General features: G+C 34.7%; 15 protein-coding genes and 3 pseudogenes. 10 read left to right on the top strand and 8 right to left on the bottom strand.

Annotated elements, in window-relative coordinates; all coding sequences use genetic code 11:
- Positions 1-767 precede the first annotated feature (767 nt).
- From NST91_RS26145 to NST91_RS26135, 3 genes are all read left to right on the top strand, one after another.
- On the top strand, positions 768-1,805 hold the full coding sequence (locus tag NST91_RS26145; RefSeq protein ID WP_116354859.1) for a tyrosine-type recombinase/integrase: 1,038 nt from the start codon (positions 768-770) through the stop codon (positions 1,803-1,805).
- Between the two features lie 16 nt (positions 1,806-1,821).
- Complete coding sequence (locus NST91_RS26140; protein ID WP_116354858.1) at positions 1,822-2,367, top strand: hypothetical protein; 546 nt, start codon at positions 1,822-1,824, stop codon at positions 2,365-2,367.
- Between the two features lie 336 nt (positions 2,368-2,703).
- Complete coding sequence (locus NST91_RS26135) at positions 2,704-3,453, top strand: hypothetical protein (RefSeq protein WP_189655362.1); 750 nt, start codon at positions 2,704-2,706, stop codon at positions 3,451-3,453.
- Between the two features lie 25 nt (positions 3,454-3,478).
- On the opposite strand, the pseudogene NST91_RS26130 reads toward NST91_RS26135, so the two are convergent.
- Positions 3,479-4,219, bottom strand: a pseudogene (locus NST91_RS26130) (Tn3 family transposase); the annotation flags it as partial.
- Between the two features lie 85 nt (positions 4,220-4,304).
- Here NST91_RS26130 and NST91_RS26125 point away from each other — a divergent pair.
- The 4 genes from NST91_RS26125 to NST91_RS26110 all read left to right on the top strand — a co-directional run bounded on the left by NST91_RS26125 (position 4,305) and on the right by NST91_RS26110 (position 8,457).
- Entirely contained in the window at positions 4,305-5,396 is a 1,092-nt protein-coding gene (locus NST91_RS26125) for a tyrosine-type recombinase/integrase (protein ID WP_061794291.1), read from the top strand.
- Positions 5,396-7,432, top strand: a complete 2,037-nt coding sequence (locus NST91_RS26120; protein ID WP_061794292.1) for a tyrosine-type recombinase/integrase — start codon at positions 5,396-5,398, stop codon at positions 7,430-7,432. The genes NST91_RS26125 and NST91_RS26120 overlap by 1 nt, the downstream gene beginning before the upstream one ends.
- Positions 7,425-7,808, top strand: coding sequence for a DUF6262 family protein (locus NST91_RS26115; RefSeq protein WP_061794293.1), 384 nt, complete (start codon positions 7,425-7,427; stop codon positions 7,806-7,808). The genes NST91_RS26120 and NST91_RS26115 overlap by 8 nt, the downstream gene beginning before the upstream one ends.
- Positions 7,809-8,004: 196 nt before the next feature.
- Positions 8,005-8,457 (top strand): YrvL family regulatory protein, encoded by a 453-nt coding sequence (locus NST91_RS26110; protein WP_061794294.1) that lies wholly within the window; start codon positions 8,005-8,007, stop codon positions 8,455-8,457.
- A 193-nt stretch (positions 8,458-8,650) separates the two neighbouring features.
- Here NST91_RS26110 and NST91_RS26105 read toward each other — a convergent pair.
- A pseudogene (locus NST91_RS26105) lies at positions 8,651-10,918 on the bottom strand (Tn3 family transposase); the annotation flags it as partial.
- A gap of 36 nt (positions 10,919-10,954) precedes the next feature.
- Positions 10,955-11,506 carry a recombinase family protein gene (locus tag NST91_RS26100; RefSeq protein ID WP_116354896.1) on the bottom strand — a complete coding sequence of 184 codons (552 nt, stop codon included), beginning with the start codon at positions 11,504-11,506 and terminating at the stop codon, positions 10,955-10,957.
- A 299-nt stretch (positions 11,507-11,805) separates the two neighbouring features.
- On the opposite strand from NST91_RS26100, the gene NST91_RS26095 reads away from it, so the two are divergent.
- The 3 genes and pseudogenes from NST91_RS26095 (at position 11,806) to NST91_RS26085 (ending at position 13,696) form a co-directional block, all read left to right on the top strand.
- Positions 11,806-12,186 (top strand): GntR family transcriptional regulator, encoded by a 381-nt coding sequence (locus NST91_RS26095; protein ID WP_053474821.1) that lies wholly within the window; start codon positions 11,806-11,808, stop codon positions 12,184-12,186.
- Positions 12,186-13,043 (top strand): annotated as a pseudogene (locus NST91_RS26090) (ABC transporter ATP-binding protein). The gene NST91_RS26095 and the pseudogene NST91_RS26090 overlap by 1 nt, the downstream one beginning before the upstream one ends.
- Positions 13,044-13,045: 2 nt before the next feature.
- A complete protein-coding gene (locus NST91_RS26085) occupies positions 13,046-13,696 on the top strand; it encodes an ABC-2 transporter permease (RefSeq protein ID WP_116354915.1) in 651 nt (216 codons plus the stop codon).
- Between the two features lie 233 nt (positions 13,697-13,929).
- On the opposite strand, the gene NST91_RS26080 is transcribed toward NST91_RS26085, so the two are convergent.
- The 5 genes from NST91_RS26080 to NST91_RS26060 all read right to left on the bottom strand — a co-directional run bounded on the left by NST91_RS26080 (position 13,930) and on the right by NST91_RS26060 (position 17,105).
- Complete coding sequence (locus NST91_RS26080; protein WP_061793750.1) at positions 13,930-14,358, bottom strand: cell wall hydrolase; 429 nt, start codon at positions 14,356-14,358, stop codon at positions 13,930-13,932.
- 559 nt (positions 14,359-14,917) lie between these two features.
- Complete coding sequence (locus NST91_RS26075; RefSeq protein WP_116354720.1) at positions 14,918-15,166, bottom strand: RNA chaperone Hfq; 249 nt, start codon at positions 15,164-15,166, stop codon at positions 14,918-14,920.
- A gap of 155 nt (positions 15,167-15,321) precedes the next feature.
- The gene (locus tag NST91_RS26070; protein ID WP_116354721.1) at positions 15,322-15,942 is read right to left on the bottom strand and encodes a DUF3967 domain-containing protein; all 621 of its coding nucleotides are present in this window, start codon (positions 15,940-15,942) and stop codon (positions 15,322-15,324) included.
- Positions 15,943-16,042: 100 nt separating this feature from the next.
- Entirely contained in the window at positions 16,043-16,411 is a 369-nt protein-coding gene (locus NST91_RS26065) for a hypothetical protein (RefSeq protein ID WP_116354722.1), read from the bottom strand.
- Entirely contained in the window at positions 16,392-17,105 is a 714-nt protein-coding gene (locus tag NST91_RS26060; RefSeq protein ID WP_341333607.1) for an Alp7A family actin-like protein, read from the bottom strand. Before NST91_RS26060 ends, NST91_RS26065 begins: the two co-directional genes overlap by 20 nt.
- Position 17,106 lies beyond the last annotated feature (1 nt).

The following is a 17,106-nucleotide window of genomic DNA, read 5'->3' as shown; positions in this document are numbered from 1 at the left end:
CGTTTTTTATCTTATCTCTGTGAGGAATTTTATAATAATCAAAGTCCACGGCTTTGAGAGTGATTGTACAAAGGAAACAGTATCCTTGGTAGCCTCTCATTAGCTGTGGGCTTTTTTATTTAGACTAGAAGTCCGAGGTATTACAAGGGGGAGTGAGCAGATAAGTATATTTGTCGTATTTATCAAGCAGCCAAAAAGGACAAACAGAATGCAGACAGCTGTCAAGAGTCGATCGCCATTGGTAAAGCAGGCGGTTTAGAAAATATGCTACCAAACTAGAAAAAGAGGATTCAATCAATGGAATAATGATTGAACGACTGTAGCTCATGAAGTATAGAGCACCAGTATAAAATCTATTAAAAAGTTCTGTTTATGAAGGTTTAAACAGAGCGACTGAACTGATGGAATAAAATCAGACCAGTATAAAATGCTACCAGCCATTAGTAAGGGGACATCAATGGAATAATCGATGCCCGAAATACGTTCAGGATGAACGAGCCAAAATCTAAAACGTTCTTGTTCATGGAAGTCGAGCAGAACAAAACTGAATCATAGGAATTTAGGAACAGTAAAAACGCTAGAACTCCCAACGAGGCTTAATTGCTCGCCTCGATAAATAACTGAGCGGACTTCAACATGTAAGGTTGAATACTATCACTATCACAAATAAATACCACACCTTATGACGAACTATTTCATCAACACTATAGTTATGGGCTTCTGTTTTAGTCCTTTTGTTTTTCTTATATATCGAAAGGAGATAAATCATGGCAAGAAAAGGACGTAGTAGCATTGTTCACCAGGTATCACAAACAATTACAGCAATCAATCGAATTGGCGAATCAAAACGTGAAGCAAAGAAGAAGGGCACATCAGGTATCCATTCTATTAAACAAATTAAAGGGACCTTATCAGTTGCACAGAACTTTGTAAAATGGGTTAGAAATGAGTTTGGAATTAAAAGTATATATGAGCTAACCGAAGAACACTATACTGCTTATTTACAGTATTTAAAAGATCTAGAACGTTCTGCTGGACATAGGCAAAATGTAGAGACAGCTTTAAAACACATGCAGATGGGGATGAATATTCGTAGTAAAGAACTGGGACGGGAAGAAGTATGGTTTATTCCTAATAAGCGATTAACTGATTGGCGAGAGCTCAAGAAAGCTGAAAACCGCAGTTATTCTCAGAAGGAATACGAGAAATTGCTTCCATTCCTATCACAAAAAGTTCAAGCTGCAACTAAATTGATGAGATACATGGGATTAAGGGTAAGGGAGGCTTGTAACGTTAAGGTGATGCATTTTAAGACCGTCAGCCATGATGGATTAGAGTTGAGAATTTCAGAAGGTGAGGGCCGAGGAATTACAAAGGGCGGGCGATTTCGGAACACACCAGTTCCAAAACTTCTTATAAATGAAATCGAGAAAATGATGACCAATAAAGAACAGGATGAATTACTAATAGGGGTTAAGGAAGCAACTGTAAGAAAAGCTATTAACCAAGCCTGTAAAAAAGCTGGTATGAAGCAAAACGGCCGAGGGACCCATGGATTTAGGCACTTGTATTGTCGTGATAGATTACGAGAATTACTAGCAAAAAAAGGAATCGCAAACGAGGGAGAAGTGATGCTAGAACGTATTATGAATAACAGGGACAAAGGGCGAAAAGCTGATTATAGCATTTTAACAGAACAAGATATCAAAGTTTACAACTTATTAAAATCAGCGATTGACCAGGTGCACGAAGAAATTGGCCATGGTGAAGATCGGTGGGATCTCGCTGAACGATACATGCGATAAAAAGGAGGGATTTTTAGTGATTCAAGAAAAAACACTGGAAGAGCAACTACGTGAAGAGATTGAACGACAAAAGGCACATATTAAAAAACTTCAGGCTGACGTAGGGAAATGGAAGCGAATGGCCCGAGAACAAAAGCCAAAACCCGAATTTATAAGGGAGCAGCATGATGAGCGCGGTCGACATATTATCGAAATACACTTAAACGGTATCCCGGGTGATGTTGGCTACCTAGAGGCACTAGAGCATCTTAAATATGAAGTGTTGCCACATTACTACCCATACTATTATGTAGCTTGTTATCAGTCACAGAAATACGATGGATGGATTGCAAGGTTAGCGAAAGTGGACATTATTGACATGAGCTATATCCCAGCGAATCAAGGGGGTAACTCCAAAGAGATATTAAACAAATTTTATTGGGATCTTTATGAGCAATTAAAACGGTATAACCACTATTTTTCTTCTGTTGAGAATATAACGAAAGAAGATATAGCCAAAGTGGAGGGATTAGTCTTTTTAATTAATAGAATGATGGAAAAAATGCTGGAGACAGAATTTTAAAATTAAGGGATTCAAATTTTGGATTACACGGGTTATCAATTTTTTTATAGAACAGGCCTACTCCGTTTATATTGGCTCTATCGACCGAAAACATGATGTTATGAAAGCCTTTTTATTGTTTTCGCCAATTATTATTCGGCTAACCGTGAAATTCATACCATTTTGTCTATTAATCTAGAAGCTTGTCTGATAAAATAATAGACAAAGAAAAAACTCCCAATGGTTTGGCCGCCGCGGGAGTCTTTAGGCAAGGGATTCGTGTACCCTTTTATTTAATTGATGCTATTAATATAGCATAGGTACACGTCCTTTTCCAGTAGGGAGGAGGATTTTTTTATGGGAAATTTGAAAGAAGCGCAATATCACGCCTGGTTCCATCATCATGATTCGGACGGCTGGATCACTGTCGCAAAGAAATCACTTGGCGGATTCCAGCAAAGGTACTATAAACCTCAAGAACTGGCGAAAAGCCTTTCAGATTGGCTGGGAGAAGACGTTTATTTCAGCCAGAATACATTTTATAAGCCTCAAAGACAAATTCAAAATTTAAGGCAGTTAAAGTCCTTGTACGTGGACCTTGATTTTTATCTTTTTAATTACGATCCTTCCTGGATAATAGGGAAGCTCGAATATGATTTCTTTGGCCAATCTATTCCAGAGCCCAATATTATTATATTTAGTGGACAAGGTGTCGTCCTGATCTGGTTATTGGAGCCGGTTCCCTACCGTGCCCTACCGTTATGGCAAGCGTTACAGGATTACTTCTTAAATCAATTAAAAGACCTGGGCGGTGACTCAAAGGCGTCCGATGCAGCACGTGTATTTAGGCTTGCTGGGACTGTAAACTCTAAAAATGGGGCTGAGGTTCATGCGGAGTATCGTCATGATTACCGTTACGAACTACGTCAGCTGCAGCGTGATTACCTACCAGAACTCGAGGAAAAGAAAAAGACCAAGGGACGTAAGGGTAAGGTCGTGCGTGTGCACGCGGTTCGCTCTCTCCATCATGGGGTACAGCCAACATTTCGGAAATTTTGTACGCTAAGCAAAATTCGATATAGAAATAGCCAAATACCTGTACGTTAAGGAATTTGGCTTTATATGTTATAGGTTAATTTTTATTTAATGGTCTTAGAGAATTTGTGGGTAATCGATGCGAATCAAATTTATATTCTCCAAGAAAATTAATATGTTCCCATCCCAAAGGTGAAATATGTGGAAGCAATTCTTCCCTTAGAATATTATTTTTCTTAAATTCCTTTGTTACTTCACTTAAATACACAGTATTCCATACGCTAATTGCATTGATTAATATATTTAATGCACTAGCTCTTTGTAGTTGATCTTGTATGCCCCGTTCTCTGAATTCACCACGTTTACCAAAAAATAAAGCTCTAGCCAATCCATTCATGGCTTCTCCTTTATTTAGTCCACGATGTATCCTTCTTCTTAATGTTTCATTCGTAATATAGTCAAGAATAAAGATTGTTTTTTCAATTCTTCCAATCTCCCGAAGAGCTGTAGCTATTTTATTTTGTCTTGCATACGAACCTAATTTCCCCATGATTAATGATCCAGAAACTCTTCCTTCTCGAATTGAATGTGCTAGCCTTAATACATCATCAAAATTCTCTTTAATAACGTTTGTGTTAATCTTACCTCGAAGTATGCCTTTTATGTTTGGAAAATCGTTAGGAGAAGAAACGGTATATAATTTAGCATCACTTATATCTCTTAGTCTTGGTGCAAAACGAAACCCTAACAAATGACTTAATCCGAAAACTTGATCCGTGTAACCGGCCTTAATTGTACTAGTATTAGAAGTAGTTATTAACGTATCTTGCGATAGTAACTACTTCTTTTATATTTCATTAAAGAATTATTATTTGTACTATTAAATTTATGAATATATAGTATCTTACGAATTAGGGGGTGGAATGTTGAAAGTACAAGAAGTTCTCATTCAAGAGAAGAAAAGATATCTGTTAATTGATAAGAGAGGCTATCCGGTCATACCGGTTGCAAAGTATATAAAGTATTTAGATAACATTGGAAAAGCTGAAAATACACTAAAGTCATACTGTTACCATCTAAAGCTTTATTTTCAATTCCTAGAGGAAAGTCGGTTAAGATATCAAGAAGTGAACCTTGATATCTTGGCTCAATTCATCGGTTGGCTGAGAATTCCCGATCAATCTACAAAAGTCATTTACTTTGAAGAAACCTTAGCTAAACGATCAGAAAGAACAGTCAATACCATCATAACTTGTGTCATAGGATTCTATGACTATTTGACTCGTAATGAGGATTACGTGGGAAATGTAAATAATCAATTAAAAAAGCAGGCCCCAGGGCGTTTTAGGACGTTTAAACCCTTCCTCCATCACATTACAAAAGGGAATTCTTATGATAAAAACATTTTAAAAGTTAAGGAGCCAAAGCGTACAGTTAAAACGTTAAATAAAAACCAATTACAAGTAATTCATAATGCTTGCAGCAATATACGGGATGAATTATTGTTCCGTATTTTATATGAAGGTGGATTACGTATTGGAGAGGCCCTTTCTCTGTGGGTAGAGGATTTTGATATTGGTAAAAATGCTATTTCGGTTAGGAGATCCAAAACATCCGATGGAGAAAAACGAAAAGTCTATGTATCTATTGAGACTATGAATCTCTTTCAAGATTATCTAATAGACTTTCATTCTTACGAAATTGATAGCAATTATGTGTTTATCACCTTAACTGGACCAAATCGTGGTAAACCAATGACTGATGGTTCTGTACGTTCTTTAATTAAACGGATGAAGAAAAAAACAGGAATAGATTTTACCCCTCATATGCTTCGGCATACATATGCCACAGAGTTACATGAAGCAGGAGTAGATATTGCCATCATACAGAGATTATTAGGGCATGCACACGTTCAAACAACGATACAGACTTATATCCATGCATCCGATGAAACCATACGTGGAAGCTGGGAACAAGCTCAATCAAACAAAAAAATAGGAAGAAGAGATAAATAATGACACAGAGTACATTGAAAATAAAACCCCTTCCCCACCATCTGGAACAGATAAATGAACCATTACATGGATATTGGGCAAATGATGTATGGAATGTACAAGAATGTCCCATCCTGGATAAACATTATGATTGGAATAGAAAATTGATTTTTGATAAGGTACACAATCTTAGATTGAAAAATGAATTAAAATACTATTTTTATAAGGGATTAAAGGAGACAAGGATTTCGATTACCTATGCTTTCATGCATTATTCTCCATGTCTTAAAATTTTTACAGAATTCATCTCTCGATACTATGCCAATTTAGATTCTATTATTGATATACAGAAGGAAAAGTTTCTAACAGAATATCGAACATTTCTTGTAGAGAATGGAAAATCAGTTGAAATTGTACACCGGAAAAAGTCATCACCATGGTTGTCACCAACAGTTCAACCATCTTTGTATATTAGACTCTTTCTTCAAGTTTATGAATTTTATTATCAGCTTTATGATGAACGTGATGAAACAGACAAGGATTGTTGGGATGTACGAAAATTGAATATTAATTATAACAATACAATTAGTAGATATTCATTAGACTTTTCGAAGGTTCCACAACCTTATAGACAATTATTTAAAAAATATATAAAGACTCGCCTAGTTGTTCAGCAATCCATTAGCTTTTCTACAGCAATATGTTATTTAAATAGACTTTCGTTTTTCTTCACCTTTTTGAAGGGTAAACATCCTGAGTGGAAAGAATTAAACCAGCTATCCAGAATGGATATTGAGGAGTACATTGAATACTTGCGACATTCCACTATTAAAAAGGGAAAATATTTAATTAATCCAGATCACAATTATGTAAATCGTTTTTTAATAGACCTTAAAACGTTTATCTCATACATACAGAAATTCGAATGGGAAGAAGCTCCGACAAAGTCAGTAATTTCACTATTGTCAATTGAAGATATCCCTAAAAAGAAAAGAGCAAAAGCTGATGAAATTAAATATATCCCGGATGAAGTATGGGAACAGTTAATTTACCATATTAACCAACTTTCCTCAGATCATATACCTATAATTCTTCTAATGGAAGCTACAGGTTTTCGAATAAGTGACGTTTTATCACTTAAAATTGACTGCTTAGTAAATCAAGAAGATGGCTGGTGGATTATCGGAGATCAAAGAAAAGTAAGTTATAAAAATCATAAAGTTCCTATTTCAGAGGAAATTGCAAATGTGGTCCTAGCGCAGCAAGAACTTACAAAAAAGAGATCAACTTTGGACACGAACCCTAAGAAATATTTGTTTCCAACACTTAAAGGGAAAAGGATGGGTAATCCCATATCGCAAGATTCCATTAAGTTGAACCTTAATAAACTAGCTAACAGATGTAATATTAAGGACAAAGATGGAGAAATTTATTGGTTTAAAAATCATGCGTTCCGACACCGTTACGGTGTTAATTTGATTAATAACGGAATGAATATTCTTCATGTTCAAAAACTGATGGCTCATGCCAGTCCTGAAATGACGTTAGTCTATGCCCAAATTCATGATCAAACACTCCGTGATGAATGGGAAAAGGCTCGCGATATTGGCGCAGTAAGACTAGATACACATGGAGAAGTTATTGTCGCTAATTTAGCTCAACAGGCTGAAGAAAACGGAGTTGAACTGGAATGGATACGTCATAACATGGACTCCATTCGTTTAGATCATGGGTTTTGTGTAAAAAGCCCTAAACTTCATTGTGATTTTCTTGAACAGACATTAGAACCACCCTGTATTAAAAACAACTGCCGAAGTTTTCACGTTGACAAGACGTTTCTCGACTATTACCAAGAACAGATATCTAAAATGGAAGCTGATATTGGAGTATACAAAAAATCCGGAAGGTTACGTTCCGTTGAGTTAATTGAGCCCAAATTAAAAAGATATAAAGAATTAGCAAATGGTTTACTACATACTGGTGGTATCTTTGGTTTAGATAAAACCAGGCGTGAGTATGTTGGAGATGAACGTGAGAAGGTGATGCAAAATGTCTAATGAAAACCCAAATACCGAAGGTATTATAAAACATGCAAAGTTAAAAACGGAAAAGACCATTCAAAAAGTTGAAGAAGCGATCAAAAAGATGATAAAAAAACAAATAAAAATCAATTTTAACTCTGTTTCTGCAGAATCAGGGGTTTCAAAAGCATTTCTATACAGAAATACAGAACTCCGAGAACGAATCGAAACACTTCGCAATCAACAAGAAGGTCTCCCTTCAATAAAACAAGCTAAAAGAAATATGAGTGACGCATCTAAAGATGTAATTATTTCTTCCTTACGGAAGAGAATCAAAGATTTAGAGAAGGAAAATAAAGAAATTAAAGAACAAATGAAAATTAAATTTGGGAAGATTTATGAGGGAATTTAAGATCTACGATTTTCCCTCCCTGTTTGATTTTCTGTGTAATATGACAATGCCGTTAAAAGATAAGTTGTATTCAGCAATCGGGCCATTTTCTGGAACAATAGCTTTAAAGAAAATTGAATATAATGATAAAATTTAAGAGAGGTTGTGAAGCGTTGTACTTAAATTAACGGGCAAATTTAGGAAGGAGTCGTTTAAGATAAATAAAATTAAAACAATAGTTATCTGTACATCTATCGTACTAATAATTTTGTTTGGTATTACCTTTTTTGAATACATATTTTTAAGGTTACTCGGATTACAATATAATTCAATCAGTGCTTTAGTATTTTTCTTTGTTATGTATGTATTCCTTGAAATACCTCTCTCACTCATTACAAATGCGATACCAAAAGCTTTGAGATCTGTTGGTATTATTCAATCAAGCAACGGCTGGTTGTCATTTATTTTGAATACAGGTCTCACTTTTGTGTTAATGGAGTTACTCGATACATTTATGGTGAATATTGAGATTGCTTCGCAAGGTTCACTCATATTTGCATTGATTTCTGGATTTTTTAATTGGACATTAAGAGAAAATGATAAAGAACCACCAGATATTGATAGCAAAGACTTCAAGGAAATAGAGAATAAATTTGGCTCTCAAAAGTAAAGGAAGCGTTAGTAATAACTAAAGATTAATTTTGAAGCTTTATTATTTTTTAAAATCTTCCACAATCGAGCGCGATTGTGAAAGATAATGGCTAACGACTTTAAATCGTTAGTCATTTTTAAATCTTTCGTTAAGTACATGTCTACAATGAAAGAACACATAATAATTTTAATTTTTTTACAAAAAGGTATTGATAACCGGCCGTATCAGTGTAATGTTCTTCAATTGTAAGGTCAGATTCATGATGTAATAATCCATCTATTACATGTACGGCATCCCTTGCATTTGTATTAATAACTTTTGCATAAAAGGATGAAAACTGATCACTTGTAAAACGATAAATGGTCGTACCTTTCCCAGTTCCGTAATGAGGATTTGAATCTGCATGTAACGATGATACACCAACAGGAACACGCATACCATCGGAAGATGATGTTGTCCCATCTCCCCAATATGTAGATAAAGATAGACGGTGCTGATAATTTACAAGTGTAGCTTGAGCGCGAATCATAGCATCTTCATGTAATCTCCATTGCATAACATTGGCCATCTGACGATATGAAATATCAGGAGTTGCTTCTGCCATTTTAGTTAATCCAATATTTGTCCCCATCGCCATTAATGAAGCCATCACAATAGACCTTTCCTCACCTTTGGGCGGTTGATTTGAAGAAGCGTGAACAAATGACTCTTCAAATCCAGTCCATTCAGCTACCTCCATTAATAAATCAGTAAGTTTAACTCTTGGAAGCATATTATAAAGCGATAAGCTGAAACTTCTAGCTTCTTCAGGAGTATCAGCTTGAAGTCTCTCAACATGTATCTTTTGTTTTTCAATGTTGATACTTTCAACTTTATCAATATTTTTGGAAATCCATTGAAGTTTCGTATTTAAAGTTTCACATCTTTCCTGTATATACTGTTCAAAACTTACATTAACAGCTATATTAGTCCCTTTAATCTTTGCTTTTCCCCAATCATCTTTTGACACTAAATATTCTTCAAAATCCTTATGTAATCGACTACCTTCAACCCAAACATCACCGGAACGGATATAGTTTTTGAGTTCTGTTAAGGCAGCCATTTCATAATATTGACGGTTAATGTTACCTTCATCATCAAAAACATGTTTTTGCCAACGTTTAGGAACAAAACTCAAAGGTGAGCCATCAGGGATCTTCCTTTTTCCAGAATCATTTAATTCGTGTATGGTATCTAATGCTTTCAATAAAGGCTCTGCTGATTTAGTAGATTTGAACACTAAGGAATCCAACAGGCTTGGAGTATATTTCCTTAAATAGTTATATCGAGTTTTTATTAAATCAAGGTAATCATAATCCATTGGTCTTGATAATAATTTAGCTTCCTCAATCGATTCTACAATTTTCTCCCACGGCATTACTTGCTCTAATGCCACATAGGGATCGATCCCTTCCTCTTTGGCTTTAATTAAAGCCGTTCCTATATCTGCGTAATGCACAACTTTTTCATTTACTGACTTTCCATTTTGTTTTTGCATCTCTTCTTGCGTTTTTCTGCCTTTTGCTTGTAACACCATCATTTGTCTATCATGAATTTCAATGGCATGGTCAGTTAAGTCTTGGGAGAGAGTGATTAAGTGAGCGACCAATAATGCATATCTTTTATCTTCGTTAAATCTTCTAAAAGAATGGGGTTCATATCTAGCCCCAATTCGTGCCAATTGTAAAAGTCTATTGGGGTGTATTAATGCCGTATTGGCTGCAATATTCATTTCTTTAATGTACTTTAATCTTTTTATGACCTTTAAAAAAGAATCTGGTGACGACTGTCCGGGAATTTCCCGAAGCCAAGCTAATTGGGTTTTATTATTATTTACCGTTAAATCGATTAACTTTTCTAGTTCACGCTTATGTCTTTCGGAAAGATTACTTGTTAGTATGGCATATATTCTTTTCTCTGCACGCGTTCTTGCTAACCAAACCATCCTTTCGATTGTTGGGATGGCAGGAAGGATTATTTTTTCCTTTCTTAATAAACCAATTGCTGTGCGTACTAGATACATCGAATTCCCATTTTCCAATGCGGATTTTAAAAGAACATTAGAAATCGTACGATAATCACTGTTATTAAAGTTTCTATATCCATAAACTTGACGTATTTCTTCTAAATGCTCACGTCTAGTTGTATCACGTTGAGCATATGAAGAGTAAACCTCTGGATCTAAATTAATTTGATTAGCAACATATTTAATAAGGTTTTCGGGTATTTCTCACATATTAATTAAAGAACAACCGGGGTTTCTAAGAATGCATAATTGGAGTGCGAACCCTAAGCGATTATGATCTCTTCTATGACGATTTATAACATCAATATCATAGTCAGATAGACTGTAATAAGAAGTAAATTCAAATTCTGATAAATTATTAAGGTTTAAAATTTCCTTGCGCTGTTCTGGTGTCAGTAGTTCTTTTACACTCAAGTTAAATCAATCCTTATTAATAATTTTGGTATGCGCCTAATTTACTTTGTCTAAGTATCTATACAGTGAGGTTTTGCTGATTCCTGTTGCTTCTGTAATTTGGTTGATTGTATAATCCTTGCTTTTATACATTTTAATCGCCATTTCAACTTTGTCCTTTTTCTTCGATGGTCTGCCACCTTTCCTTCCTCTGGATCTTGCTGCTTGAAGCCCTGATTTTGTCCTTTCGCTAATAATATCTCGTTCTAACTCTGCAATATTTGCCATTGTACGAAAGAAAAACTTCCCCATTGCAGTTGAAGTATCAATACTGTCATTAATAGAGACAAAATCTACGCCCAGATCATTGAATAATTCACTAAGTTCAATTAGATGTTTTGTAGAACGTGAAATACGATCCAGTTTATATACAACAATTTTGTCGCCACTGCGTAAGACTTTAAGAAGTTCTTCAAGTTGGGGTCTATCTTTTCTAGTTCCGGTCAATTTTTCTTTATAAATTTTTTCTACCCCAAACTTTGTAAGTGCATCAACTTGCATATCCAAGTTTTGTTCCTCCGTACTTACACGTGCATAACCAAATATCATCATTCATCACCTGCAAAAGTAGTTTATAACCCTATATTAGCACCTAAAACGGTATCATATACTAAAAATGTTACTTTGATTTTGGGAATGAGTTTTGGTTCTATAGATTAATAGAAATAGGTTGTTTTTTTAAAAATATTTATAAGTACCATAAACGGTCGTTTATGGTTCATCAACTCCTTACAATAATTGAATTAAGACATTATGTTATTTTAGATATTGAAATTAAATTATAATAATTGTATATTATGTATATAATGTATATCAAGTACATATACAGTTGAAAAAAGAGGGTTCCTATGAAAATAATTATTAAAAATGGTTCCGAGCAACCGTTATATCAACAAATAAAGGATCAAATTAAAGGTGGAATTCTTCGTCAGGAATTAAAAGAAGGTGAAAAACTTCCGTCCATTCGTTCATTAGCAAATGATTTACATGTTAGTGTTCTTACAACAAAAAGAGTATATGACGAATTAGAAAAGGAAGGATTTATTGTAACAACCGTTGGAAAAGGTTCATTTGTAGCATCCGACAACTTAGAGATGCTGTCGGAATCTAAAAGGCACATGATTGAAAAAAAGCTTTCAGAGGCGTGGCAGATGGCTAAAACTCTAGGAATAAATAAACAAGAACTTTATTTAATGATGGATATCATTTTTGAAGAGGATGATGAGTGATGACAGCTGTTTTAGATGTGAAAAACTTAAAGAAAGAGTTAGATACTTTCAGCTTAGATAAAGTGGACTTTTTATTAAAAGAAGGTTGTATAACTGGTTTTATCGGAATTAATGGTTCCGGAAAAACAACAACTATAAAAACCATACTTGGACTCTATCCGAAGAACGAAGGTAGTATTAAGTTTTTTGGTAAAGAAATAGAAAAAAATGAGTACATAGTAAAGAATCGTATCGGGGTAGTTTTAGATGAAGGCTATTTTTATGAAGAAATGACATTGAAAGAAATGAAATAAAGTATTATTGCTCCTGCATATACGAACTGGGATGAATCTGTTTTTTTAAAGTATATCAATCGATTTAATTTGAAATTAAACCAAAAAATTGCAACCTTATCAAAAGGTATGCGAATGAAATTTGCCATTACTTTAGCTCTTTCTCATCATGCTGATCTATTGATAATGGATGAGCCAACAAGTGGTCTTGACCCATTAATTCGTAATGAGTTAATGGAGATACTTTTAGATTTCATGGAAGAGGATGGAAAGAGTGTATTCTTTTCTACTCATATAACTTCTGATTTAGATAAAATAGCTGACATGCTTATATTGATTGATAAAGGCAGAATCATATTCAACGAAAGTAAAGATGAACTACTGGATAGGCATGCTTTGGTAAAAGGAGATAATAGTTTAATCAATGAACATACAAGAAGGTTATTTTTAAGTTTGCGTCAAACAGCAGTTGGCTTCGAAGGAATTACAGACAAATTAGACGTAGTACGTGAACAAATGAACGATTGTCTAATAGAGAGGCCTTCCATTGAAAATATAATGTTAGCCTATGTAAAGGAGGGATAAAAATGTTATTTCATCTTGTCAAAAAGGATTTCATTCTAGCCAAAAAATACCTATTGTTTATGCTTATTTTTGCAGTTATTGGCCCCATATTTATTTATTCAAAGTTAGGATTTGATAACGGTAGCTTTACAAGTTTTCTTATTACCGTTTTATTTACGGAATATATTTTGTTTAATATGGTTTCGATGCAAGAGGATAAATATAGGGGATCAGCACTTCTTTGTACAACCCCACATACTCGTAATGGTGTCATTAAAGCAAAATATCTATTTATTCTTGTGATTTTTATTGGGTGTTTCCTTTTATTTAACCTTGCAGTAGCAATTGGTTTTTCTACAGGGCTAGCAAGATTAAATATTTATAGTATAGGAATAGCTCTTTTGATCATTTCTGTTTTTTTCGGAATATTAATACCTATTCAAACTAAATTTGGCTATGAAAAAACAAAGTATATCTTTTTTATTTTAATATTTTTAACTCCATTTATACTACCCACTATTATTGAGTGGTACCAATCGATGAATTTTAATATCAATTTTCAATTACCACTACCTCAAACAGTAATGGTTTGGGTGCCTTTTGTAATATCTATTTTTATTATCTTAATTTCAATGATTATATCAATCCAAATCTTTTCAAAGAAAAACTTATAGCTTCTTCTTTTGAGGTGAATATAAATGAAAACAATAATAATATTTGTAATACTGTTTGCAGTTTTAGTATTTGTAATTAAAAAAATTAGGAGCAAATAGAAATCCATATAAAAAAAGTCGAATCCATCAAGGATATCGGCTTTTTTAGATTGAAATTTGCTTAGCGTACAAAATTTCCGAAATGTTGGCTGTACCCCTATAATTATAAAATTTATATAAATGACTCAAAGGAGTTAAAATGTATTGTAAACATTTTCACATTCCTCACCCGTTGGCTCATAAAAGCAATGAAGCTTATACCTTCCAACAAAAGGCTGATTATACCATGTTTGCGGACAATCTCCCGTTGGCCTGAAATACCATAAGGAAAATTTCGCCGGCCAATATCTTTCTCCTTTAATCACTTTTCGTGCAAGACGTCGCTCAGACTCCCTTGCAGCCTGATAAAAATAACCTTTTTGTACGGCTTCGAATGCATGAGGTTGATAAATCATTTGAGGGATTGTTCTTAGCCCTTTAAAATCTGAACAATCAGCTCGGATTCGATTTATGCCAACATTTCCAACGAGCAACATGCCTAATTTTCCTTCTCCTTCCGCTTCTGCTCTAAGCAACCTTGCCAAAAGATCAATATCTGATGCACTAGCCTTTACTACTGCCATACGCCACCTCCATGTTAATATTTATATGATCCAGGACTTATGCTGATACACAAATTTTCTTAAGTCGATTGGCATAGTATTAAGGGGAATTCTTTTGAAATGTGTTAGGGGAAAATTCATGTTAAAAAATGAATAATGAACAAAAAAGATTTGCCTCTTTTGCAAATGCTTGATTTATTTATGCGGTTTTTTAATTGTGACTAGTTCATATAATCCGAATTACAACCCATCATAAATTTGTATTATCAAAAGAACGTATAAAATCGTATGTAATCCAGGTTATTTTTATTTTTCTCAGGAACGATCCCCGTTCTTACCTCGAACGCCCCTTTTCCGAAACGATTAAAAACAAGTGCTGCTGTATTCCCAAGCTATATGTTATGTATAAAGCAATAAATGGGATTGTCGGCGTATTTAAGCTGGAAGTAGAAAAAGAAACAATATAATAACGATTAACTCATAGGTAAAAGGTTAAGTGTTAGCTTTTATGTAGATTTATGTACAAAAAAGACCGTTGTGTGCGTCTGTTGCACTTTTACGGTCTTTTTTTCTGTAATAATCACTCTTCTACTTCGGTTCGATCTGGACGAATTAGAGCAATAGCATGCTTAAAAATCATCACTTCATCATTTTTTACAGATACAGCAAGTGTGTATTGATCATATTCAGTTAACTTTCCTTTAACTTTTACACCTGAAGTTAAATGGATCACTACAGATTGTTTTAGAAACTTGTCAAACAGACGTTTCTGAACGTGATGAGGTGTTTTTTTAGTTTTTTGTTGCGGCTTTTGTGCTGTAGTAGACATTATTCATCCCCCTACTATGTTTATATTCTATTACTTTATCATGAGGTGGAATTATTTGAAAATAAACAAGAAAAGAATCCTTTCTTTTGTTAAGAAACTGTTATGGTTTCGATTCTTGTCTTGACGGGATTTATTTAGGCTAACAACATTTTCCTTTATTTACTAAACAAGCGAGCAAAAAACCCTTTTTTCTTTTCATCCACCTGTGCCGCTGCGATTTGAAGAAGCTGCTGTTTTACCTCTTGTGATTCCCTTAATGATTCCATTAACTTCCGGTCCCGCTGTTCCAGGCGTTCTTCTATATATTTTTGCTGCTGTTCCAATCGCTGTACTAACTCCCTGTTAAAATTCTCTTGCTGACCCAGGCGATTTAATACCTCGTTATTGGCTTCTTCTTGTGTTTTTACACGTTCCAATAACTCAGTCAGTTTGTCATCAAAAGAACGTATAAAATCATGTTGTAATTCAGGTTGTTTTTCTTCCTTTTTTACTGGAACGACCCCCGTTCCTACTTCGAACGCCCCTTTTCCAAAACGATCAACAACAAGTGCCGCTGCGTTCTCAAGCTGCATGTTATGGTGTTTCACTAGATTTTGAAAATGCCGCAATACGACTAAATCATTTTCAACAAACACCCGTTGATTATGGTCGTTCCTTATAAACGTATACCCGTTCTTTTCCAGAGCAAGACACCATTTTCTTAATGCGCTATCACTAATTTCTAAGGTTATATTTACTTCTTTTGGCGTGTAAGCCTTTTCGAATGTATTATCCATTCCTTTTCACTCCCTAGTCACGTTCTTTTATACGTTCTAGAGGACAAGTGAAATTTCCTTTAAGAAAAAATAAAAAACCCACCTTAAGGTGGGCTAGTAATTAAGCGAATGGATCGTCAAGGTCTTCAATGTTAGACCAGAGTTTGTCTTTTTCCTGTTCGTCGTCTTCAAAGATGCCTTCATTGTCTGATTCTTCAATATCATAAACTGGTTCATGAATTGCTTTCTGTGGAATTTGAGGTATTGGCCTATCAGCCGAAGAAAGGTTAAAATTCATCTTTCTTGGTATGATTTCAGAAACATCAATTAACCCAGTCTGATCGTACAGCTTTTGAGCCGCATATAAGAAAAAACTTGATAAATCTGATTGACTATTGATCCAATCCATGAACTCGGAAGTCACATCTTGGCTTAAATAAATATTGATTCTATCTCCGGGCTTGTAAATTTTATTCCGCTTTCGCGCCATTTGGTGTAACACCTAATTTCTTCTCTTTTTGCTGTTCATAACGTGGAGAGCAAGTATAAACCAACAAGCCGCGTGCATTGACAAACATAGGTTCAGCCAGGAAGGTTACATTTGTTGTACGTCCTTTTGTATCAAGGATTTTTTGTAGATAATCTTTTAAGACAGCTGCGCCGCCGCCATAAATAAAAACAAACGGATCATCTTTCAATTCATCAATTTTATTAATGATGGCGCTGCTTATTCTTTGTGCCAGCTGTAACATTCCCGTTTGTGATTCCCGTTTTAAATCATTATGGCGAGGGTGTTCCGAATCAAAATAAATTTCGTTAAATTCAGCCATGCTATCAATCGATTTACGGGGGTGATTACGGTTCCAGCGTTTGATAATTTCTAAGATTGTTTGTTTAACTCCATAATTTAACCCTTCCGAAAGCTTTGGATTAAATTTAATCCCTTCTGTTACAACGATTTCCGTTGTACCGGCTCCAATATCAAAGTGGAGCAGCGTTTTATTTTGAAAGTCTACTTTCATGATTTTGTCGCCAACTTCAATCTTTCGTTCAATTACTTTTCCGTTTTCATCAAATACAACCCCCCAGGCAGCAGCTGCACCTTCAGGAAGGCATTTGCAGTATTCAATTTTAATGATAACCGTAACATTCCTACCGGATGGATGATGGGTGTTTTTGCCCATC

The sequence above is a fragment of the Ferdinandcohnia sp. FSL W7-1320 genome, from assembly GCF_038050315.1.
Taxonomy (GTDB): domain Bacteria; phylum Bacillota; class Bacilli; order Bacillales; family Bacillaceae_L; genus Ferdinandcohnia; species Ferdinandcohnia aciditolerans.
This window is presented reverse-complemented; position numbering and strand designations above follow the sequence as displayed.